This is a genomic window from Acinetobacter sp. P1(2023) (genome assembly GCF_028367635.1).
Classification (GTDB): Bacteria; Pseudomonadota; Gammaproteobacteria; order Pseudomonadales; family Moraxellaceae; genus Acinetobacter; species Acinetobacter pittii_E.
Genome location: NZ_JAQNDD010000002.1, coordinates 122845 through 147275, shown reverse-complemented (window position 1 = coordinate 147275; position 24431 = coordinate 122845). Strand labels below are relative to the sequence as shown.

At 37.3% G+C, this 24431-nt stretch carries 17 protein-coding genes and 1 pseudogene; 5 read left to right on the top strand and 13 right to left on the bottom strand.

Annotated elements, in window-relative coordinates:
• Positions 1-77: 77 nt before the first annotated feature.
• Positions 78-296 carry a hypothetical protein gene (locus POD11_RS03765; protein ID WP_016140601.1) on the bottom strand — a complete coding sequence of 73 codons (219 nt, stop codon included), beginning with the start codon at positions 294-296 and terminating at the stop codon, positions 78-80.
• 251 nt (positions 297-547) lie between these two features.
• Between POD11_RS03765 and POD11_RS03760 the strand changes: the two genes are divergently transcribed.
• Positions 548-1000: a DUF441 domain-containing protein gene (locus POD11_RS03760; protein WP_016140600.1), complete on the top strand. Its 453-nt coding sequence runs from the start codon at positions 548-550 to the stop codon at positions 998-1000.
• A gap of 62 nt (positions 1001-1062) precedes the next feature.
• Here POD11_RS03760 and POD11_RS03755 read toward each other — a convergent pair whose 3' ends face one another.
• From POD11_RS03755 to POD11_RS03745, 3 genes are all read right to left on the bottom strand, one after another.
• Positions 1063-1983 (bottom strand): LysR family transcriptional regulator, encoded by a 921-nt coding sequence (locus tag POD11_RS03755; protein WP_224991312.1) that lies wholly within the window; start codon positions 1981-1983, stop codon positions 1063-1065.
• 290 nt (positions 1984-2273) lie between these two features.
• Positions 2274-3071, bottom strand: a complete 798-nt coding sequence (locus POD11_RS03750; RefSeq protein WP_262456427.1) for a DUF4198 domain-containing protein — start codon at positions 3069-3071, stop codon at positions 2274-2276.
• 153 nt (positions 3072-3224) lie between these two features.
• On the bottom strand, positions 3225-3653 hold the full coding sequence (locus POD11_RS03745; RefSeq protein WP_025470278.1) for a hypothetical protein: 429 nt from the start codon (positions 3651-3653) through the stop codon (positions 3225-3227).
• A gap of 226 nt (positions 3654-3879) precedes the next feature.
• Here POD11_RS03745 and POD11_RS03740 point away from each other — a divergent pair, with 226 nt between their 5' ends.
• Positions 3880-5079 carry an MFS transporter gene (locus POD11_RS03740; RefSeq protein ID WP_262456424.1) on the top strand — a complete coding sequence of 400 codons (1200 nt, stop codon included), beginning with the start codon at positions 3880-3882 and terminating at the stop codon, positions 5077-5079.
• Between the two features lie 25 nt (positions 5080-5104).
• Here the strand turns inward: POD11_RS03740 and POD11_RS03735 are convergent, their stop codons facing one another.
• From POD11_RS03735 to POD11_RS03705, 7 genes are all read right to left on the bottom strand, one after another.
• Positions 5105-6088: an ion transporter gene (locus tag POD11_RS03735; RefSeq protein WP_262456422.1), complete on the bottom strand. Its 984-nt coding sequence runs from the start codon at positions 6086-6088 to the stop codon at positions 5105-5107.
• Between the two features lie 123 nt (positions 6089-6211).
• The gene (locus POD11_RS03730) at positions 6212-6646 is read right to left on the bottom strand and encodes a hypothetical protein (protein ID WP_016140594.1); all 435 of its coding nucleotides are present in this window, start codon (positions 6644-6646) and stop codon (positions 6212-6214) included.
• 228 nt (positions 6647-6874) lie between these two features.
• Positions 6875-9514 (bottom strand): bifunctional aconitate hydratase 2/2-methylisocitrate dehydratase, encoded by a 2640-nt coding sequence (locus POD11_RS03725; protein ID WP_262456420.1) that lies wholly within the window; start codon positions 9512-9514, stop codon positions 6875-6877.
• A gap of 253 nt (positions 9515-9767) precedes the next feature.
• The gene (locus POD11_RS03720) at positions 9768-10130 is read right to left on the bottom strand and encodes a hypothetical protein (protein WP_262456419.1); all 363 of its coding nucleotides are present in this window, start codon (positions 10128-10130) and stop codon (positions 9768-9770) included.
• A gap of 135 nt (positions 10131-10265) precedes the next feature.
• Positions 10266-11501, bottom strand: a complete 1236-nt coding sequence (locus POD11_RS03715) for a lactonase family protein (protein WP_262456418.1) — start codon at positions 11499-11501, stop codon at positions 10266-10268.
• Positions 11502-11819: 318 nt separating this feature from the next.
• Positions 11820-16328, bottom strand: a complete 4509-nt coding sequence (locus POD11_RS03710) for a translocation/assembly module TamB domain-containing protein (protein WP_262456417.1) — start codon at positions 16326-16328, stop codon at positions 11820-11822.
• A gap of 26 nt (positions 16329-16354) precedes the next feature.
• Positions 16355-19087 carry an autotransporter assembly complex protein TamA gene (locus POD11_RS03705; RefSeq protein ID WP_262456416.1) on the bottom strand — a complete coding sequence of 911 codons (2733 nt, stop codon included), beginning with the start codon at positions 19085-19087 and terminating at the stop codon, positions 16355-16357.
• 166 nt (positions 19088-19253) lie between these two features.
• Between POD11_RS03705 and POD11_RS03700 the strand changes: the two genes are divergently transcribed.
• Both POD11_RS03700 and coq7 read left to right on the top strand, forming a co-directional pair.
• On the top strand, positions 19254-20576 hold the full coding sequence (locus tag POD11_RS03700; protein WP_239968555.1) for an MFS transporter: 1323 nt from the start codon (positions 19254-19256) through the stop codon (positions 20574-20576).
• 3 nt (positions 20577-20579) lie between these two features.
• Positions 20580-21215 (top strand): 2-polyprenyl-3-methyl-6-methoxy-1,4-benzoquinone monooxygenase, encoded by a 636-nt coding sequence (gene coq7 / locus POD11_RS03695; protein ID WP_016140587.1) that lies wholly within the window; start codon positions 20580-20582, stop codon positions 21213-21215.
• Positions 21216-21260: 45 nt separating this feature from the next.
• Here the strand turns inward: coq7 and POD11_RS03690 are convergent, their stop codons facing one another.
• Positions 21261-21809, bottom strand: a complete 549-nt coding sequence (locus POD11_RS03690) for a DUF2799 domain-containing protein (RefSeq protein WP_262456413.1) — start codon at positions 21807-21809, stop codon at positions 21261-21263.
• A gap of 407 nt (positions 21810-22216) precedes the next feature.
• On the opposite strand from POD11_RS03690, the pseudogene POD11_RS03685 reads away from it, so the two are divergent.
• A pseudogene (locus POD11_RS03685) lies at positions 22217-23640 on the top strand (glutamine synthetase family protein).
• A 72-nt stretch (positions 23641-23712) separates the two neighbouring features.
• On the opposite strand, the gene POD11_RS03680 reads toward POD11_RS03685, so the two are convergent.
• A complete protein-coding gene (locus POD11_RS03680; RefSeq protein WP_049836999.1) occupies positions 23713-24429 on the bottom strand; it encodes a response regulator in 717 nt (238 codons plus the stop codon).
• Positions 24430-24431 lie beyond the last annotated feature (2 nt).

Below are 24431 nucleotides of genomic sequence, written 5' to 3'. Positions count from 1 at the left end.
GTTATTTTAACGTAGTTTCTATTTTTTACTAAACACTACTCTCTACTGTTTTCATCTATTTGATTTAAGGCACTCTCTTACTCTTCCACTACTCGATAAATATTTTCGTTTTGTTCACTTTCGAACAATAATTCAGTGGTAGGCAAAATAATTTCATTATCAACAATAATATGCTCAATACGTTGGCTCAGCTTTAAAGGCTCATTTTCATGTTCCACTAAATTTTTCTTTAGTTGCGCTTTTGCATCATGAATCTGGTCAAACTGATCTTTGATCTTAATATCTATAATATCCATAAAATTATCCTGTACTCATGAGTAATGACTATTTTTATATCACAACTTTAAGAAACTAATTTTTTTAACTTGTTAATTTATATAACATTGTTTCCAAGCGTAACCAGAAATTAAAAATCTTTATCATTTATAGATATACAATGATTTTTTATCAAAAATAAGATTTAAAATCAGCTATATCTTTTAAAGCGTTCACATCAACACTCCTAAATATTATACAATTCCACTTATTTACTTCCTCTGCACTCCCCATGCTTGCCCAATTTGATGTGAATTTAGTTGTTTTACTCGTCCTGCTGATTTGCGGCTTATTAAGTCAAAATGCAGCTGTAACGATTGCAGCAGGTGTGCTCATTGTCGTTAAAATTACGCCATTAAATGAGTTTTTTCCCTATATTCAAGCTCACGGTCTTAATTTAGGAATTCTTATTTTAACAATTGGTGTACTTACTCCAATTGCCAGTGGCAAGCTCAGCGGCGAGAGTATTTTAAAATCATTTATTAGTGTTAAATCACTGGTGGCTATCGCAATTGGCTTATTAGTCGCTTGGTTAGGTGGTCGTGGCGTAAAACTAATGTCGAGTCAACCCGATGTGGTTGCAGGTTTACTCATTGGTACGGTCGCTGGTGTTGCTTTACTCCGAGGTGTACCAGTCGGTCCTCTGATTGCAGCAGGTTTACTCTCTTTATTCATTGGTAAATAAGAAGTCGAAATAAAAAGGTGCAATTAAGCACCTTTTTAAATACTTAGGCTAAATTAAATGTTTTAGCCGGAATAATAGGCGTTTCGTTTTAAAGAGAACTTTTCCAACTGCTTTAAAAAGCCTTCAAAATAACTTTTCTCTTTTTCTTCAGTTCGATAACCTGCATATAAAGTACGTCTTAAACCTGTAGGAGAAACACAATCTAAACGACGACTTGTGACCCATCCTTTTTGTTCATATTCATTTACGACCCAATCAGGTAAAGCAGCAATACCGCGTCCACTTGCAACAAGTTGAATAAGCATTTGGGTTAAATCTGTTGTTCGTATTTGCTTAGGCTGAATATTCGTAGGAATAAAAAGTTTAGACATAATATCTAAACGATGTTTATCAACTGGATAAGTAATTAAAACTTCTTCGGCCAGGTCTTGAACTGTAATATTTTCAGCCCGCACCAAAGGATGAGTATTTGATAGGACTAAACGTGATTCGTATTCAAAAATTGGAAAATACTCAATTCCTTTTAAAGCAATTGGGTCAGCTGTAATCAATAAATCAAATTCTGCATTTTGTAAAAGTTCATGCGGATTGGCCTCAAAACCTGAGGCAAAGTCTAAATCAACATCTGGGTATTGCTGACGGTACTGATTTAACAAAGGCATTAACCAGTCAAAACAACTATGGCATTCTGATGAAAAAATAATTCTACCTGTCTGCCCATGCACAATACGTGTGATATCACTATGAGTAATCTGAATTTGTGGCAAAACATCATCAGCTAACTTGAGTAACCGTTGTCCAACATTAGAAAAGCTAACAGGCCTGCTTCGACGATTAACCACTTCTACCCCATACCAATGATCTAATTCTTTTAATTGATGGGAAATTGCAGATGGTGTTAAACAAAGATCGTTAGCTGCCGAAACTAATGAACCATGCTCACGTAAAGCAACTAAAGTTTTAAGGTGACGAATTTCTAACATGGGCCAAGCCTAAAAAAGAGATTTATCTACAAATGGATAAAGCTCATCTTTACTTTTCCATAAAACTTTCGACAAATCTTTATTAATGAATTTTATTCACTTTAACACAAAATTAGTTAGTTTGTCTCAACATGAATTTTATTTCACTATTTTTATTTACGATGAATTTTGGTATCTCCAAAAAAGTAGGAAAATTAACACGATTTTATGAAGATTTTTTTAAGTCGTTAAAAAAGTATGAAAAACTAAAATAGACCTTATAAAGGTCTATTTTTTTAAAACATTAAAAGCTACTGTGGTAATACATTTAAACTAATAATTATATAGCTCTGATCTTTAGGTTTTAATTTCAAATTTAAAGGAGCGGTTACTTCTACTAGATATTCTCCAGCTTTTGGAAATGCAAGCTCAACCTGACCGTTGTTCTCTGCCTTAAACTGCTGAACCTGTTTGTCAGTTGCACCCTTTTCTCTTAAATTAACTTCCGCATAAGCTAAAGGTTGTCCTTTTTCGGTGATAGCTAATTTAACAGGTTGAGCAGCTTTAATCTGGTTTGGGTGTACAGAGAAATTAACTTTAATCGGTGTATTTGGAAGCTGAATATTTGAAACTTTTCCTTTAGAAAGATAACTCTGCAATATCCACTCACGTGTTACTTGCTCTGTTTTAATTGTCTTTGTTTTAAAATCAGTCGGAATCAAATATTCACGTTCTGCTTTAGGGGGAGCTTTGTCAGCTGGCAAATCAAAAAATAAATGCCAAGCTTTTTGGTTATATACATATTTTAAAGGATAACTCGCTTGAGTTTGAACAATATATGTACCTTCTTCAGGTAGATCTACATCAAACACACTTACAGACTTATGCAAAGCTTCTGAGTTGACAGTTTTAACCTCATTTTTAGGTGTGATTACGGTAAGTTTCGCGTCCTTTAAAGCATATTCACTATTTAATGCTTCTTCAGCATAACCAGCAATTATGGGCACTTGGGTTTGTTCGGTTTTATAAGCTATAGGTGCTACATATGGTTCGTGAGCGAAGCCTGTTGTACATATCAATGCAAGTGACGTTATTAGAAATCTATTCATTATTACAAAATCCTGTTGTACACAAAGTTAAATAATTTCAGACAAAGTATAAGCGCATACAGTATACACAAATAAAAATAATTCTTATTATCATTAATGGGTTTAATTTTATACAAAAAAAGACCCGTAGGTCTTTTCTTATTTAATTTGATTTTATTGCTGCTTCACTTTTGGAAATGTCTGTTCGAAATCAATTAGCTTATAGCTTTTCACTAAATCATCTGGTCCGTAAGATACTTCGTATGAGGTTTCTTTACCATTAAAATATGCTTCTGTTGGAGTCCCAAAAACCTCCCAAAGGCCGATTGAAGCCACATCTGCTACACCATGACCAAACGCTCTGCCAACTTTGACCCACTTTGAATACCCTTGCTGAAAAGTATAGATCTCAACACGTGTTCCATCACGGTATTCTGAAAGTACAGGCGCACCAAACTCGGCAATCACATAATTACGAGAGCTGCCTGGATTTAGAACATTTAAATTTTTTTTACTTGGTTGATTACCTGCCATAAATACTGCGCAACCAGACATAGATAACATAGCCATACCTATAAGACAGGTAATAAATAATTTTCTCACGTTTTAGCATCTCTATTTTTTGGATATTTATACAACTTGTTGTAATGCCTAAAGTATTACGCGCTAATCATATATAATTTTTAAAAGTTTTTCGATGAATTATTCCATATAAAATTTAAATTTACTTTATCCGAATATGTAATCATTCTCTCAATATTTTAGTTTTTTATTATTCTGTTCACTTTTCCCTTATACTTCTCTTTTATGTGTTTTTCCTTAACTTATTATGGCGTCCCCACAATCCCCTCTTTCTACACATCAACATTATTCTCTCTTTTTAGCAATTTTCTCACTCGCTGTGGGTGGTTTTTGTATTGGAACCACTGAATTTGTCGCAATGGGACTCATTCAGGAAATTGCAAATAATTTACATATTACAGTACCTGAAGCTGGCCACTTTATTAGTGCCTACGCATTAGGGGTAGTTATTGGTGCTCCTATTATCGCTATTCTTGGAGCCAAAGTACCTAGAAAAACTTTATTACTTAGCTTAATGCTTTTTTATGGAATTGCTAATGCTTGTACCGCTTTGGCTCATACTCCTGAAACTGTCTTAATCTCACGTTTTATCGCTGGTTTACCACACGGGGCATATTTTGGAGTTGGTGCGTTAGTTGTAGCTGAACTAGCGGGTCCATCAAAAAGAGCTTCTGCAGTTGCTCAAATGATGATGGGACTTACTGTCGCAACTGTAATTGGTGTTCCTCTCGCAACGTGGTTAGGCCAGAACTTTGGTTGGAGAGCAGGTTTTGAATTTTCGGCCACCATTGCTTTTGTTACTTTAATTGCTGTTGGCTTCTTTGTACCTAATATTCCAGTCCAAGCTACTGCCAGTATAAAAACAGAATTAGCTGGCCTTAAAAATATCAATATGTGGTTAACACTAGCAGTAGGTGCCATCGGTTTTGGAGGCATGTTTTCTGTTTATAGCTACGTTTCCCCAATTTTGACTGAATATACACAAGTTAATATCCAAATCGTTCCAATTGCCTTGGCTATTTGGGGTATTGGTATGGTTATTGGAGGTCTAACGGCAGGATGGCTTGCAGATAAGAACCTCAACAAAACTATAGTAGGCGTATTAATTAGCTCAGCTATCGCTTTTGTGGTTGCTAGCTTCTTAATGAGTAATATCTATACTGCTATTGCCTCTTTATTCTTAATTGGTCTCACAGTAATGGGATTAGGTGGAGCATTACAGACTCGTCTAATGGATGTAGCGGGCGATGCTCAAACTTTAGCAGCATCACTCAACCACTCTGCCTTTAATATGGCTAATGCCTTAGGTGCATTTTTAGGAGGTTGGGTGCTCAGTCACCAAATGGGTTGGATCGCACCAATCTGGGTGGGTTTTGTTTTAAGTCTCGGCGGTCTTATCATTTTACTTATTGCATTTGCAGTAGAAAAAGCTAGCAAAAAAGCTTAATTAAGAGTGAAGCTAACTTATTTTTCTAATCAGTTAGCTTTCCACCACAGTGTGGACAATAACATTTTTTCTCTCGGACCGACTCTTCTTCCTCTAATACTTTTTCACGCATAATTTGAATAATCAAGTTATGCGCTTGCTCTTTTGGTAATCCCACTTTTTGACGAACTCGTTCTAGTTCAATTTCATCATGTAAAATATCAATACCTCGTGCTTGAAGTAACTCACGGAACTCTTGCTCTAATCTTTGATTACGTTGATTAAGCTCATTTGCGAGCCCAGATGCCAAAATACCGGCTGGTAAAGCCGCAATACCCACACCCAAAATAGTAATAAGAGCCCCTAATAACTTTCCTAGGCTAGTTACAGGAGTGACATCGCCATAGCCTACTGTAGTTAAGGTAACCACCGCCCACCACATAGATTTAGGTATTGAACTAAAGGCTTCTGGCTGAGCTTTATTTTCAACCACATAAATTCCAGAAGCAGTCATAATAATCATGATAATTAAAATAAAGATAACGGCTTGAAAAGATCCCTTCTCACGTTTAATCACACATAACAATATCTGTAGTGAGATGAAATAGCGCGTTAATTTTAATAAACGAAGTAAACGTAAAATCCGAAGCATACGAAGATCGATTCGTACAAAGAAATTTAGGTAAGCCGGTAAAATTGCCATCAAATCAATTATCGCTTCACCGCTTTTCATCCAGTTCAAGCGGGTTTTCCATGAGGGCTGTGTCGTATCCCGATCAGCAATACTCCACAATCTTAATAAATATTCGATACTAAAAATTGCGATAGAAATATTTTCAAAGTAGTCAAACCAAATACGATAACTTGTGTACAGATCATTTACTGTTTCCAATAAGACCGCAGCGACATTACCAATAATTAAAACAACTAAAAAATAGTTAATGCATTTACTTACCCTAGTTTCATAGTCATGGTTATGAAGATTATTATAGAAAAACTTACGCAATCCCTTCAAAGCTGAATTTTGCATATGGCTCTGACCACTTGATATTGTAGTTATAGTAAGCGCTTAGTCTGTATTCACCAATATAGTCTCTAACAATTTTTACTTTTACTTACATCCATATTTAAGACTTAAACTTTACTTCGTGCATCAATCCGCGGCTACACACCGGAATTCATTTTCTTCCCACCACATCACATCGTAGATGCCAGGATGTGATTTTAAAATAATATTTATATAGTTTTGCAGCACCATAATATGATGAGTAATATCAAGCTTTCTAAATAGAAATTTTCTTAAAATTGGAGTATTTGGAGAAATAAAAATTGCGAATCCATTGCTATATTCTTCATAAACGCTGATTCCAAGATACATTGTTATTTCAGGTAGTGGAATCTCAATTTGCCATCCCCATTTCTCACTATATAGTTCTATATTTAAATGATATCTATTCTTTAATATACTAAAAATATATTGCGCAATATCTTCAGTTTTTTGAACTAAAATACCGCCTTCATTAGCATAAGATTTTTGATCATATAATTGATAATCATCAAATTTAAATTCAACAATTGTCTTTAACATTCTTAAGTTCCCTATATAAAATACTCATATTTTTTTTAATTATTATTAAGTTCATTCAATTATTTTAAAGCAAAAAACGTTTTAATATCTAGAGTAATATTTATTTTTACATTTTCATTAAATAAAATTTGATCTATTTATTATTTTTAAAACTAATTATGTATAAAGTCTCATTTAAATAAAAAAGGAGCTGAATAATCAGCTCCTTTTTTGTACTAAATCGACATATTAAGTCAATTGAGCAGCTTGGATTTTCTTAGTATCAACTTGATCAGCTTCTTTAGTATATTCGCTCATCTTATCGAAGTTTAAGTATTTGTAAATGTCAGCAGATGCGCTGTCAATTTGTGACGCATACTGTTGATATTCTTCTGGGCTTGGTAATTTACCAAGAACCGCAGCTACAGAGGCAAGCTCAGCAGACGCTAAGTAAACATTTGCACCTTGACCTAAACGGTTCGGGAAGTTACGAGTAGAAGTCGATACACAAGTTGTGTTCGGTGCTACACGTGCTTGGTTACCCATACATAATGAACAACCAGGCATCTCTGTACGTGCACCAGCACGGCCATAGATGTTGTACAAGCCTTCTTCCATTAATTGATGCTCGTCCATACGAGTTGGTGGAGCCAACCATAAACGAGTAGACAATGAGCCACCAGGTACTTTGTCAAGTAACTGACCAGCTGCACGGAAGTGACCGATGTTCGTCATACAAGAACCGATGAATACTTCATCAATCTTGTCGCCTTGAACGTCAGAAAGAAGTTTCGCGTCATCTGGATCGTTCGGGCAGCAAAGAATTGGCTCTTTGATATCAGCTAGGTCGATTTCGTAAACTTTTAAGTATTCAGCATCCGCATCCGCTTTTAACAAGCTTGGGTTATCTAACCACTTCTGCATGTTTTCAGCACGACGAGCAAGTGTACGTGCATCGCCATAACCTTCTGCAATCATCCACTTCAACATAGTGATGTTAGAACGTAGGTATTCAGCAACTTTCTCTTCAGAAAGTGTGATTGAACAGCCTGCAGCAGAACGTTCAGCTGACGCGTCAGAAAGTTCGAATGCTTGTTCAACAGTCAAGTCATTTTCCATTTCTGATAAATCGATCTCAAGGATACGACCAGAGAAGATGTTTTTCTTACCTTTCTTCTCTACAGTTAAATCACCCGCTTGAATTGCATAGTAAGGAATTGCATGTACAAGGTCACGTAAAGTGATACCAGGTTGCATTTTACCTTTAAACTTAACAAGTACAGACTCAGGCATATCAAGTGGCATAACACCAGTTGCTGCTGCGAACGCAACAAGACCTGAACCCGCTGGGAATGAAATACCGATTGGGAAACGAGTATGTGAGTCACCACCAGTACCTACTGTATCTGGAAGTAACATACGGTTTAACCAAGAGTGGATAATACCGTCACCTGGACGTAGAGATACACCACCACGGTTCATGATGAAGTCAGGTAATGTATGGTGAGTTGTTACGTCAACTGGTTTTGGATACGCAGCAGTGTGACAGAAAGACTGCATCACTAAGTCAGCTGAGAAGCCCAAGCACGCTAAGTCTTTTAACTCATCACGAGTCATTGGACCTGTTGTATCTTGAGAACCAACAGTTGTCATTTTAGGTTCACAGTAAGTCCCTGGACGGATACCTTGGCCTTCTGGTAAACCACATGCACGGCCAACCATTTTTTGAGCTTGTGTGAAGCCTTTGCCAGTGTCAGCAGGTTGTACTGGGGTACGGAACAATGTAGACGGTGCAAGACCTAATTCTTCACGTGCTTTAGCAGTTAAACCACGACCAATGATCAAGTTAATACGACCACCAGCACGTACTTCGTCTAAAAGTACAGGAGTTTTAAGTTCTGCTTCAGAGATTTGTACACCATCTTTAAAAGCAGTTACTTTTGCAGCAGCATGGTCAATCTTCAATACTACTTCGTCGCCCATGTTCATGTTAGCAACGTCGATTTCTACAGGTAATGCACCTGCATCTTCCATAGTGTTAAAGAAAATTGGAGCGATCTTAGAACCTAAGCACACACCACCATCTTTTTTGTTTGGGATGTGTGGAAGTTCATCACCAAAGAACCAAAGAACAGAGTTAGTTGCAGACTTACGGCTTGAACCCGTACCAACAACGTCACCTACGTAAGCAACTTGATTGCCTTTCGCGATAAGTTCTTTAATTTGGCTTAATGGACCAACTTCACCTGGTTTTTCAGGGTTGATACCATCACGCTCGTTTTTCAACATCGCATTTGCGTGTAATGGAATGTCTGGACGGCTCCAAGCATCTTGAGCTGGAGACAAGTCATCAGTGTTTGTTTCACCAGTTACTTTAAACACAGTGATTTTGATTTCTTCTGGAACGTCAGGACGGCTAGTGAACCACTCTGCTTCAGCCCAAGATTTTAAAACAGCTTTAGCAGCTTCATTACCAGCTTTTGCTTTATCTGCTACGTCATGGAATGCATCAAATACAAGAAGAGTTTTCTTTAATGCTTCAGCGGCTAAGCCTGCAAGTTCAGCATTGTCAAGAAGTTCAACAAGTGGTGCTACGTTATAACCACCTAACATAGTACCGAGTAAGTAAACTGCACGTTCTTTAGAAACGAGTGGTGAAGTTGCTTCGCCTTTTGCAATCGCTGCCAAGAACGCTGCCTTTACGTAAGCTGCTTGGTCAACACCTGCAGGAACACGGTTTTCAAGCAAATCAACCAAGAACGCTTCTTCGCCTGCTGGTGGATTTTTTAGTAATTCAACAAGCTGAGCTGTTTGAGCGTCATCAAGTGGCTTCGGTGGGACTCCGAGTGCGGCACGTTCTTCAACGTGTTGGCGGTAAGCTTCTAGCACGGTGTTCATTCCTCTTTTTTTGAAAAATTACTTGCAAATTCCAGCTTTCTTAAAAGCTTCACAAGTAATATGGACTACAAAAGTTTACTAGAGTTCAAGGTAAAAGTTAATGAGCGCGGGGTGTTTCTCCGTGATGCCCATTATTTTGTATCTAAATACCCGTGTATAAATAATGAGCATATTGGGCTAACTTGAACTATTTTTAAGCAAAATGAGCTTTAGCTGGATAGAAATTCAATAATCTGCTCTTCAATTAGAACGATTTATATTTTGGCATTTTGTCATGAGGTGTTGCCAAACATTCATCCATCATTTGCTTTCTAACTTTTTCTTGAATTGCTTGAGAATCTTTTGTCAGTTCTTCTTTTGGAATTGCGTAAACTTTTTCAATAATATTAAGTATGAATTTTTTAGTTATCTCATCTTCAATCTTATTTGCATGCTCGACAGCCTGAGTTTTTTCAATAGCTTGTTGACGATCAAAAACAATACTTCTAGCTGCATTTCCTACACTAGTACAAAAGCCGTGCCACTGCTCTTCTGGCGTTAACGGCTTCTTTTCTGAACAACCGACAAAGAACAAACTCACTGCAATCCATAAAATCTTTTTCATCACTTCACTACACTAATTATTGCTGTTCATATCATACGGAAAATCATCATTTTTGCAAAAACTGCTATAAAAAAACCGAGATAGCACAACCTCGGTCTTTTATTTCAGGCACTAGAAATGCCAGTTTCATGATTCGGATTAATTAAAGAACTTAATATCCGTAGGTGTTGATATTTTTGCTGCATCACCAGCTGGTTTTAAGGTGCCATTTTTTGCGTCAAAACGGAATAAACTAATGTTATTACTAAAAACATTGGTCACATATAGATATTTACCAGATGCATCGAATGAGAGCGCGCGTGGTTCAATACCATTGGCTTCATAAACTACTGGTTTACCAAGCAATCCATTCTGTTGGATTTTAAATACCAAGAGTTTATTGTCCGCCCCCCGATTGGCAGCAATCACATATTTACCATTTGGACTAAGAATAATTCCACTCGCACTCTTAAATTCAGGTGTTTTGTCCTCATGGATCAGTTTCAGCTCAGCCACTTTTTTCAAATGACCATCTTGCACGTTAAATGTCACAATCTCACTTCGCATTTCTGCGGTAACGTACGCTTGTTTGCCATTTGGTGAAAAGACCATATGGCGTGGGCCAGAACCATGGATAAAATTCACATCTCGAATGCTATCCGCTTCGAGTGGTTGAGGCTTGTTAGGGTTATAACGGAAGGTGTAGATTTTGTCATTTCCAAGATCGCTAGCATATAGATACTTACCGTCTGGGCTGAAGGTTGTCGAATGTGCATGACCACTGTCCTGACGACCTTTGACGTGACCAGAGCCTTCGTTAAAAACGATATTTTGTACTTTTTCACCTAAATGGCCATTTGGTAAAATTGGTAAAACAGCCACACCACCACGACCTTTATCAAATGCCGAATAGTTCGATACAAACAGGAATTTACCGTCCAAACTGATTGATGCATGTGTTGGGTGCCCACCATGGCTATCCACAGTGTTCAACACTTCCACCTTTCCATTTTGAATTGATAATGCAGTCACCGCTCCTTCATTTTCTTCATTAGTGGTATATGCAAAACGCCCATCTTTCGACTTCACAATCCAAGAAGGACTTTTCATTTTCAACACATTAACTGGAGTTAAAGTTCCATCGCTATTTACTTGAAGCTGATACAAACCTTCACTGGCTTGTTTTGGTTTTTGCACAAGTGGCGCATCAGGAATTGATGTCCATGTTCCGACTAAAGCAATTTGTTGTTGTGCGGCATTTACGGCGGAACCCCATCCCAATGATAAAAGCGTCAATGACAATGTTGCTGTTAACTTTTGAATTAGTTCACGATATTTAATATTTGTATCGCTTTCCTTGCTATATTTAATTTCAACACAAGTATCTATTTTCACTAGTATATCCTTGAAAAATTACCTTATTTGCACTTATCAACAAGGTATTATTAATTTAATTTCGTTTGATAATTCTGAAAACTAATTTATAAAACAGCAATTTTCAAGTGAATTTTCTTTAATCATAAGCCTGATCAAGGTTTACGGACGTAAAGGAGAATGGATCGTGTATAAGATAAATATTCAAATTTTTAAGTCTTATGAAGATATTATCAAATAAAAAGCCCACTTGAGGTGAGCTTTTTATTTATGAGTCGTATTGAAACCCATTAAGGCATTTCCGATACTAACGTACTTTTAATGTTTGATTTCCAACCACTAAAAACGCCAGTTATAGAAAAGGTCGATTGCTCTTTCTAAAGACTGACTCGCTTCTAGATATAAACGTCGATTCATTTGATAACGTAAAGTGAGTTTATTTACTGGCGTAAATACTCCGACACCATAACGAATAAACAGATCTGGTGTGATATAACCCGTTAAACTCACTTGCGTATCATCACCTGTACCTTGTGCATCTAAAGCAAGGCCGCTCAAACCGAACGTACGTCCAATCTGATTCGTTAAAGCACGTGTACCACCTAAGCCCATACTAATACCTGCAGCCGCAATGGTGTTGTTTACATCAGATTTAAAGCCCTCTGCATTACTCAAGCCACTCGAACCTTCATTAATACGTCCAGTAACAAGCGCATTTAATGCTTCTTGTTCAGATAGACCTGCATCGTTATAAACCTGAATGTTTGGTGATGTCGCCGTACCTGTTACACGAACACCAACCATACTACCCTGAACATTTTTATTCGCATCGATATCTAAAGTCGGGTTTGCCAATGGTCCATTAAAACGGGCAATTGCTCGGTTCAAGTCTAGACTTTGTCCATAAGCTTCAATTTTCACTTTTTGGCTAACACCAATCGCGCCGTTAGCTCTCATTGCCGTCTCATAACCACGTTGGCTCAAGTTTAGACGGCCAACCAATGGAATATTACTGTTAAAGCCTTGGAATATGACTTGTTTTCCAATATTAACAGAAATATCAGCTCGAATATCCCAAGGTTTAGCAGCCCGTAAAATTGCAAGTGGGTCTTGACCTTGGCGTACGATACGAACATCTGATGAGGTATTAATAATTGGTGCAGTTGTTTCAGGCATTGAAATACGTGCGCGAGGAACATCTACAGATCCTTTTAAACTTAATCGCTTATCAAAAGGATACATATCAAGTGTCAGGTTCGGGTTGGCAATTGCGGTAATTAATGGAGCTTGACGCACCAATAAATTATCACCTTTCAGATTTAATTGAAGGCGTGGTGCATCTTTCCATTCAAAACTACCCTTAAGTAAACCCACACCTTGTCCACTGTTAAATGCTCCATCAATTGTTGCCATATCTTGACGAATTGATGAGTAAACCTGAACATTGGTTAAATTAACTGGCAAAGAAATCATACTGATTGCACCATTTTTCAGACGCATTTCACCAGTAAACTGAGGTTGAGTTAACGTACCGTTGATTTTACCCGCCAAGGCTAAGGTACCACTCATTGAACGGACATCTTGGATAAATGGTTTTAAGACTTTTAATTGGACATCATTAAAAGCCACCTCACCATGCATTGGCATTGATGACTGGAATGGATTAACAATAACGTTCGCATAACCCGTACCAATATCAGGTGTTTTAACATCAACTCGGAATAACAGCCCTTCTGATACACTTTTTGCAATCACACCCAATTCATCATAAGCCAGAGTAGTTGCAGGGTCTTGCGGATCTTCAGCGGCTAAACCAATTTCACCTTTACGCGTAATTAAACGTGCATCAAGTTTTGGATTACCACCATTTACCCATGATGCCTTGGCATAGCCATTTAATTGTCCAGTCATTGCCAAACCTTCTGGCATAAATGCCGCGAAGTCGCTTAAATCCATGTTCTGAGTTACAAAGGAAACATTACCTCGTGCTTTACTCACTCGTACTGGCTGATCGAAACAGAGTTGACTGTTAGTACTTTGCCAGCAATGTTGACCCACATATAGCTCAGACTTAGCAGAAGAAAAAATTACTGGAGCATTTTGATTTTGTGCCAGACGGATACGTCTTGAATCAAAACTTCCTTTTTGGATTTGTCCTAACCAATCATTATTTTGGTTAAAACCGCCAGCTAACTGAACATAGAATTTAGAAATACTATTATTGCCGAGTACTTTCAATAAATGCGCTTTTCTTGTTCCTGTTAAATTCACTTCCGCAGACTGAATTTGTCTATTTCCGCTACGCAAATTATCTAATTTTGCGGTTAATTGAGTCGGTGTTGTTTCCGAAGTTGGAAGCTCACCTTGAATACTCAATCTCTTTACGCTGACTAGTGTATTAAAAGCAAAATTATCTACTGCAATATTTGCTGTTGCTTTTAAACGTGGTTGAGATTGAACATTCAGATCACCATAAGCTCGACCACGTAGCCCTGGATATAACTCGTAGAGTGCTGGTGCATTCAGCTTAATTTTTAGATTTTGTGCATTGCCCGTAGCTTGTAACTGGTTCTGCCCATACACTAAAAATAAGTTATTTGCTTCAAACTGCTGAGGTAAAAAGCCATTTTGATTGGAATCCATCAATAGAGATAGATTACCTTTACCTCGAACAGGTTTATTATTTAAAAAGCCTGCAAGATTCAATTGCTGAATATTAATTCGCTTCAAGTGATCAGACCAAACCCCTTGAGTTTTCAGATTCCCTGAAATTTCACCTTTAACAGTTGAGGCAAAATATTGAGGTTTAAAGCGTACCAATGAACTATTAATATCCCATGCGATACGGTCTTTTAAATTTACAGAACCAGTAGCATAGATTTTCCCAGCCACACCATCATGTTGTAATTGGCTAATTCGAATAAAATCCGGTGTGCCGGCTATAGAAAACTTCAACAAACCATTTGCTTGTTTTAAGGCTTTTAAAGACCCGTCATAATTAACTGCAAAGCCTTTAAAACCGCCACCAGCTTTCACATCATGAAATAATAATGCAGCAGTACTTTTTCCACCTAAACTTACAGTTTCTTGACCTGCTTGAGCCAATCGACCCGTTAAATCAATTTTCTCAAATTGGATAATTTGCTGGTTTGGTTTAGCAAAACCATTTGCCTTAATTGAACCATTTAACAAATTAACTGGCGCTGCGGCCTGAATACTTTGCGGATTAAAATCTTTTGCATTTAACAAAGCATTCCAAGCGAGCTGACGTTTTTCAGTAGGTAATAAAACTTTAGCCTGACCCGTTAAGCTACCTTTTTCAGCAGTGAAACTAAAATTAGGAACATTTAAGATATTATCTTTAACATTTAAATTGGCTAGATATTGTCCTGCTGGCAATAAAGTTTTTTCATGCTGATATACTTTTGTTGCAACTTTAATATCTTGCTGACCCTCACGTAATGTTAAATCGACTTGCCCATTATCACTGCTTAACCATCCAATATAAGGCATTGCACGGTCTATTTTCGTCCAAGCTACATTCATGAGCATTGGCTGAGGTTTATTATTCTTTTCTGGAGCCTGATTAAGTTTGAGTTTCCACGACTCATACCGGTCAAAATCAATGTTAGCAAATAATTCTGTACCTTTTTCCAAAGACCCAGTTGAGGCAACAGCCGCATCTAAACTTGGCGGTAAAAAGTCTTGAACCACCTGAGGAATTGCTTTGTCTTTAGGATTAATGTGATCTAAACGGCCTTTAATATCCCAAGTAACATGATCTTTCCAATTCACTAGACCTTTAAGGTTAACGGCACCTTTCATAACTTGGCCGTTAAAATTAGTAATATTAAGCTGATGAACCAAATCAGTATTCATTAAAGCGTTGTACTGACCTTCAGGTAAATTTTCACCTTTTAAATCTGTATCAAGTGCCAAATTAAGTTGTTTAATATCACCTTGAAACTTGATCACACCATTTTTTGCAAAGAGTTTTTGCTCTTCTAGCAAAGGTAAGTGATAGTTTTTTAGCAATAATTCTCCCTGCATTGGAACTTCATCGCGAACAGGATGCAGTACAACCCAACCCGTCAATAGATCAGGAGTGGTTGTTGCTACACCAGCTTTTAAAGTATCTAAACTTCCGCGAGCTGCAACTTTAATATTTTGAATATTTAAACTGTTTAAAGATGGGATTCTTAAATCTGCCGTAGCATTTAATGGATATTTACCACTAAAATCCATTTTCCCTGTCGCGTTATGGACTGAGAGATAGCCCATATCCATACTGGATTTTTCAAACTCTAGTTTGGTCTCTGACCAGAGCGCATCTTGCAAATGAACGTCATGAAAACTTATATCTGAGGTTGCTAATTTAATCTCTAAATGATCAACATCCCCTTCATCTACCCGCAAGACGAAAGGTAATTTAATCGGTTTAAATTCAAAAGGTTTACCAGAAGGCGGAGTTTTATTAATAATACGTAAGTTACGTACATCCGCATGGCTTAAATGCACTTCTTTTTCTAATAATAAAGAGCGCCATCCTAAACCTACATCAGCTCGATCTAATGAGACATCAACATCTTTTAATTGCACCAACACATTTTTGAGAATAATGCCCCGCAGTAAGTTGCCACCTTCATATTCATATTTAATTATTTTCTGAGCTTCTAAAACCCGATCTAATAAAAAACGACTTCCGCGATCTGTTGACATCATAATGACCAACGAAGAAGCCAATAATAACAATATGATCAATATCGTCAGTAAGAAGCTACGCAAAATGCGACGCTTCTTCTTAGGAGAGCTAGGTGCCGAAGTGGGCTGCTGTTCTACTTCCGCCATAAAATAAACCTAATAAAATTTTATTTTTAAAGTTGTGGGCCTATAAAGAAATGTAAACGAATCGGATGATTTTCATCTGAAATACCCGAAGCAACATCTAAACGGATTGGCCCGATTGGAGACTTCCAGCGAATTCCGACCCCAACGCTATAAGCCGCCGGATTATTAAAGTCTTTATCGTAAGCATTACCAAAGTCAGAGAAAACAGCTGCTCGCCATCCATCTTTGAACTGATAATTATATTCTAAAGAACCTACAGCTAAAGCTTGGCCCCCAATTTTATATCCATCTACTTCTGGGGAAAGACTCTTATAGTCAAAACCACGAATTGTTTGGTCACCACCAGTAAAGAATCGAAGATTGTACGGAACTTTATCAAAGTCATCCGTAAAGATGTAGCTAAGATCAGATCTACCAACGAATTGGTGATCATCATTTTCACCTAGAGAATAAATAAATCTCCAACCTGCACTCGCAATTGCCATATTGGCATCAGATAGTAAACTCTCACTACCTAGTTCTAATTTATAGGTTTGTTTAAAAGCTTTGGTTGGGTTTAAACGTGTATTACTCGAGGTTTTAGATGTTTCATAACTAAATAATAATGCTTCTTGCTCAGATGCAGCCGTTTTAAATGCATCCGGTAACTCAGAAATATCAACATCCCCTTGTTGGGTCAAACGGTCTAAACGATAGCGGACCCCAATAGTATGTTGCCAATTTCCTAATGGACGTTTGATTACGCGCTCGCCACCCACAACAGCAGATTCAGTTAACAGACTTACATCTGGACCAATATCATCACGTGTTTCACGCTCATATCCGCCGACAATATTAAAATAGTCATTTAACGGGTGTTTATAAGGAATACTATATCGGCCATCAATAGATTGACGAATTTGTGAGACTTCCAAGTTGGCATCAAAAGAATGACCATACTTATTTACAATAGAACGGCGATACTGACTACGTAGACGCGCCCCCGTATCGGTGCCGTAACCAATACCAGTTTCCAAACTATTTAGCTTATCTGCATTTAAAGTCACAATAACCGGAATTCTTTTTGTTTCTCTGGCTTGGGCTTGTAAACGGTCTTGTTCTGTTTCTTGCTCGTCTTGTGAAACTGCTGCACTTTGCAACATCGCTGTTTGAGGCTCTGCCTCTTTTGCATTTTGTGTGCCAGCAAACTGTTTTTCATCTACTACGTTTTGTGTAACTTCTTTATTCGACGTTGCTAATTGACGCGCTTTAGCAAGTTGTCGTTGTTCTGGTGATAGTAAATTAGACTCATCAACATCGATGTTTTGTTCATCAACCAAAGCTTGTAAATCTGGCGGTAGCTCAAGTGGTTTTTCAATCGGATCTGGTTTAATACTGTCAACCAAGGTGTAATTAAAATAACGTGAGTTGGTTAGATTGTTTGCTAATACATTCACACGCCAGAAGGCATAGTCATCACCCTCTTTCCAAGGTGCCATACTCTCTAATATATTTTGATTTAAAGGTAAAGGTTTCGATGGATCACTCATACGAAACTCGACCTTATCTAATTTATAACGCTCGCCTGTCTCGTAGCGTAAATTGATATCGGCTTTATTTTCTGGTTGACTCACTTTCACGTCGTGTAGTCGCCAATAGGCATCAAAATAACCATTATCAGATGCTGCATCGACAATACGGCTTTTAGTGGTTTCATATAAACCATGGTTAAAGATATCACCGACATCTTGATCAGGAACTAAACGAATAACCTGAAATTGCGGCTGCTTTTCACCTGGACCTGTAAACTCAATATTTTGCTCATTAATCCGTACTGGCTCATTTGGCGTAACTCGGACACGCACCCGAGTCGGACTTAATTTTTCAAATCGGAACTCAGCATTATAGTAACCAACAGCTTGAGCAGCTTGATTACTCAATGTTCTAAGCTGAGGTAAAGCAGCATTAAAGTCTTCAAAAGATTCTTGGGTAAATGTTGATAATTTACCTTTAATATTTTTAGCCAGCACATCTGAAGCGCCTTCCACTTCTGCACTAATACGCGGTACTTGTTCCATCGGAATTGCACGTGGCGGACGCACTTTATTTAAAATACGCTTAAAGAAGCCGGCTTGTTCAGGCGGTTCTTCAACTTCTGGCGTTAATTCAGGTAGTGTTTTCCCAGTCTCATTGGCTTCGACAACAATCTTACTATCAGATTTAATCTCCTGCATGAGCTGATCAATATTTACAGGTGCCTGATTAATTTGATTTAATTCAGATTGAGTTGCATCGCTTACAGTAACTTCAGGCTGTTTTTGTGCCCCATTTTGAAAGTTCTGTGCTTCACTTTTAGCTTCTTCCGCTACCCTATAAATTTCATTTGCCATGTTTTGGTCAACAGGCAAGTCGGGTAAATCTTCAAGATTATCAAGAGTAATTGGCTTAAATTCATCAATTTGATTTGGAAATTGTTCTTGTTGTTGCAATATAGCCAAGCTATCTTGTTGCTGCTGAGCTTGGGTTACAAGTGTAGCAATATCTGTAACTGGAGCGGAGTATTGTTGATTAGTCTGAGTTAATTGTTCAGTTGACTCATCAGATACAGTCTGGTTTAAAGTGGATGAACTATTCTCAACAGAAGTTTGAGCAAAACTTGGCGTTACACAAACACTTAACAACAAGCTGCTACAAATAAGTTTAGGAATGCCCTGCATTTTTAAAATTAAATGCATAGAATGTGAGAGAGTTGACTGTTTAAACTTAATTTTAGAAGGCATAGAAAACTCTAGACTTATTTTTTAATAAAACGCACCAAGGTAAGTGTAAAACTCACTCAAAACCATTGATTTTTCATTTAATCAAGCGTTAAAAATATCATACATGGTTTTCGATGCAAATTAACACTCGGTCACATTTTTTTATAAAACACAATGAAGTTTGCACATGATGAAACAAGATGAGCACCTGATGACCTCACGTCGGTTTGTACCGATGTTTTTTACCCAGTTTTTTGGCGCATTAAATGATAACGTTTTTAAGCAAGCTTTATTATTGGTGATTACTTATGGATGGATTCAGCAACAATCTGCTCCTGTAAGCACACTTAATAATTTGGCAGCCCTCTTATTTATTTTGCCGTATTTCTTTTTTTCGGCAACTGCTGGGCAAATTGCAGATAAATATGAGCGTTCTCAACTCGTCCGTGGCATTAAAATTTTAGAAATCATCATTATGCTCATCGGTACTGCTGGTTTTATGTTGGGTCACTTATGGCTACTTCTTTTCGCTTTATTTTTAATGGGTACACATTCGACATTCTTCGGTCCCATTAAATACGCAATTTTGCCTGAAATCTTAAAACCGAATGAGTTAATGTCAGGTAATGCGCTATTTCAATCTGGCACATCCATGGCAATCTTGTTCGGTATGATTTTAGGTGGTGCCGTAATTGCCTCATCAGATGGAAATTTATTGTGGATTAGTATCACCGTAGTGGCTATTGCTTGCATAGGCTATTTATTTAGTCGCTTCATTTTGCCACAAAAAGTTGCCGCGCCTGACTTAGATATTGATTGGAATTTCATTCGTACCAGTTTCCAAACGATTAAATATGCCAAAAGTTTACCGTTAGTATTTACTATTTTGCTAGGCAACTCATGGTACTGGTTTTATGGAGCGACTTATTTAACTCAAATTCCGCAGTTGACCCAACAAAATCTGCATGCATCAGAAAATGTCGTTAGCCTCTTGCTGACTTTCTTCTCAGTAGGAATTGGTATCGGTTCACTGCTTTGCCGAAAGATTGGCGGTTCAGAAATTAATATTAAAATGGTACCGATCGGTGCAATTGGTCTTACTATTTTTGCGCTTTACCTTGCCGCCAGTTTAGCTTTTGTACCTGAACGAACTGGAGCATTACTGACTTTAAAAGATATTTTCACTCAAGGCTGGGTTTACTACCACGTCATGTTAGCGGTGACTTTACTGGGTATTAGTGGCGGTTTTTATATTGTTCCTTTATATGCCATGATGCAGGCTTACTCACCACGTTCACATCGTGCTCGTGTTGTTGCAGCAAACAACATTTTAAATGCTGTATTCATGGTTTCTTCTGCAATTTTCTCAATCTTAATCTTAAGTGTTTTAAAAATTGATATTAAAATACTATTTATTATTACAGCTGTACTTAGTGCAATCTTTAGTATCTGGCTTCTTGCTCGACTAAAGCCAATGCTTGCCACAGCACATCTTTCTTTGGAGGACTAATTTATGCGCCACTATACTGGAATTGATCAGCTTATTAACTCATTTGATCAAGCATTACGTAGTCTTGTTCCGGGTGCAACAGCAGCACAACGTCAAAACCCAGCTGAAACAGTAGAAACAAAACTTGGTGTAGAGGATGCTCGCCATGTTGCAGGCCTAATGCGTGTTAATCATAGTGGTGAAGTATGTGCCCAAGCGCTCTATCATGGACAAGCCTTAACAGCGAAATTACCCAATGTACGCCGTGAAATGCAGCAAGCAGCAATTGAAGAACAAGACCATTTAGCTTGGTGTGAAGATCGTTTAAAAGAGTTAAATAGCCATACAAGCTTATTAAATCCTATCTGGTATGGCCTCTCATATGGTATGGGCGCTCTTGCAGGTATTGCTGGTGATAAATATAGCTTAGGATTTGTTGCTGAAACTGAGCGTCAGGTAAGCATGCATTTGCAAGACCATTTAAATCAATTACCAGCTCAAGATGAGCGCTCTCGTAAAATTTTAGAGCAAATGAATGAGGATGAGTTGCACCACCGTCATACTGCGCTTGAAGCAGGTGGTGTTGAATTACCTTATGCAGTAAAAATCAGTATGACTGCTATTTCAAAGTTAATGACAAAAACGAGTTATTACCTTTAAAAAACAAAGGATTGATCTTAATCAGATCAATCCTTTTTTCAAATATTATTTTAAACCGTGATCATATTTGAAACGTTCGATATCTCGAATTGAATTCCAATAGTTGCGATTAATACGGTCACGATCAATTTGTAATTCTCTTAAAAGTTTACGATAACGTTCCCGCTCTTCTGGCTTTAATTTTTCGTTATAAGCACTGTCAGAATATTGCTTAAACTTTTCGTCATAACGATCATATTCATTTTTTGCATTATAGTAGTCAGAAGCTGCCTGATAATAAGGTCTTAAACGATTACGCTGCTCAACTGGGCACACATTGATATTGCCACTACCTTCTAAAGCACTATAAAAAATATTTGTTGGCTGGCAATAATACCCTAGACCTTCTTTATATCCCCGTTCATATGACTTTTGATCTGGAACAATATTGGCTTTTCCACATGCTTTGTAATATTGATCTAAACGTGGAGACGAACCTTTTGAACCATCTTTCTCACCCACTAATGACCAATTCGCAGTCTTACATTCTTCTACGCTCATTGCTGCACAACCTGAAAGGCTGATTGCTAGAATGGCTAAACCGATATTTTTCATATTAAGAGAACTCAAAAAAATAAATTAAAAAAACGCAAAAATAAAATTCCAGTAAACACCCTAAAAGGTCCTGCTCTATTCAAGACTTCAAAAATAAGTGATTCACTGGATAAGCCTTAAGTTTAAATCAGTTTGACTATGTCACCAAATTGAAAGGTCATAATTCTTAATATTATTTAATTAAAAAAATCAAATTCGCAGAAATTTGCTCACTCTTAAACTACCTTTATACACTAATTTTACTTAAGATGATTACCTCAAAAATTAATTACAAGTTTATGATTATTAAAAATAAAAAACCAAAACCAATCATAAATTATTCTTTAATCATTTTACTCTTTTTTTACGCGATTAACTTCCAAGGCTAAGGTAGGATTTTAGCTAAATAACCACCAAGGTTTTTTATAATGAGTATGCATATTTACCCAAGTTTAAACTTACAAAATCCTCACTTTAAGGCATTTAAAATATCAGATGATTTTATTCCTCCAACACAACCTCATATTTTCAATTCCGAGCTTTTTTTAAAAGAGGTTGATGAATATTTAAATTTATATCCTCAGACTCAGCACATTGATATTTGTCTGCACGACTTGAACGGACATATTCGCGGGAAACGGATTGATGTTAAAAGTTTAAAGAATCTCTCCAACGGATGTTATTTTCCACTTTCTGTTTACGCCATGAGCCTTGATGGAAAAGTGATTGAAGAGACAGGTTTAGGAAATATATAGGTGAACCAGACAGACTTTGCCTACCCATTTTAGGCAGCTTGCAACCAAGTGCATTATCTCCTGAATTGAATGCTCAGCTTTACCTATCCATGCAAGAAGAAGATGGTTCAGATTGTCACTATGAACCACGCAATATATTAAAAAAGTTATTAAATCAGTTACAGGTTACCAATTATTTTCCTGTCATGGCTGCCGAACTAGAGTTTTATCTTTTCTCACCTCAGCATCAGTCTGAAACCTGCATAGAAAACCAATGTTTCGATATTGATGCGCCGAATAACTATCAGCAGGTCCTAGATGAAGTTGAGAAAGCAGCCCTACTTCAATCTATTGAAATTACCGCTATTGTTGCGGAGTCATCACCTGGACAATATGAATTAAACCTCCAACATAGTCATGATATTTTAAAGCTCTGCGATCAAATTAATGCTTTAAAAAGAATTGTAAAGCAAGTCGCAAGAAAGCATGACTTAACTGCTTGTTTCATGGCGAAACCGAACTTGGCAAAAGCCGGAAGTGGCATGCATTTTCATATGAGTCTGCTTAATCAATATCATGAAAATATATTTAGCTCAGAAGTAGAAAAAGATGAGCTTTCCGTCAAATTACTAAACGCGATTAGTGGACTCATTGAGTTAATGCCTGCATCTATGGCGATTTTAGCGCCTAATATTAATTCTTATAGACGTTTTAAAATTGGTCATCATGTGCCATTAGAAGCCAATTGGGATACCAATAACCGTAATGTCGCAATTCGCATTCCATGCTCAGATGTACAAAATCAACGTTTAGAATATCGTGTTGCTGGAGCCGACTGTAATCCTTATCTGGTTGCAGCGACTATTTTAGCTGGCGTGTCTTATGGCTTATCTCACAAGTTACCACTGCCAAAACCTGCACATCTTTTAAAATTTCAAGACGAGCATATTCTATTAGCCAATACCCAACCAGAAGCCTTAAAAATATTTAAAGGAAGTCTGATTTTAAAAGGATATTTAGGGGCCGACTTTGTAGAGCATTGGTACACAGTGAAACAAGCTGAATATCAAAATATTTACAGCCAAATGACTGAAGCAGAACAACATTGGGATATATAAATAAAAAAAGCTAAAAAACTATAAATCACTTTGCAAACCCTTAGGGAGAAATACCCTAAGGTTTTTTTATATCTAATAATTTTTCTGTTGAGCTAAAAAACGTAATCCAACACCAGGTTCAGTAGCAATATAGCGTGGTTGAATCGCATTATCTCCCAGTTTGCTTCGCAACTTACCCACCAAAATACGTAAATAATGCGTATCTTCCTGATGGGTTGGCCCCCAAAGTTCTTTTAAAAGTTGTGGCTGTGTTAAAAGCTGACCTTGATAGCGCATTAATAACGTCAAAAGTTGAAATTCTTTTCGAGTTAAAGTAATTGGCTGTTGCTCAACCCAAACTAAACGTTGTGTGACATCAACTTTAAGATAACCATCGTCATACACATGTGCTTCTTGCTGAATCGGTTGGTTTCTTAAAATGACACGTATGCGCGCCAAAAGCTCTTGCACACTAAAAGGTTTGGTCATGTAATCATTTGCGCCAGCATCGAGCAGAGCAACTTTTTCATATTCATCGGCACGTACAGATAACACAATGACAGGTACATTCGACCAGCTACGTAATTCTTGGAGTACTTCTTTCCCGTCTAAATCGGGTAAGCCTAGGTCAAGAATAACCAAATCAGCACCTTGGGTCGCCAATGTTTCTAGGCCTTTGTAACCCGTTTCGCAGAGCGTGGTTTTGTATTTTTGTGTTCTTAAGGCGATGTCTAAAAATTTACGGATTTGAGGCTCATCATCAATAATCACAATACGTGTTTCTACAGGTGATGTTTCTGAACTTATCATGA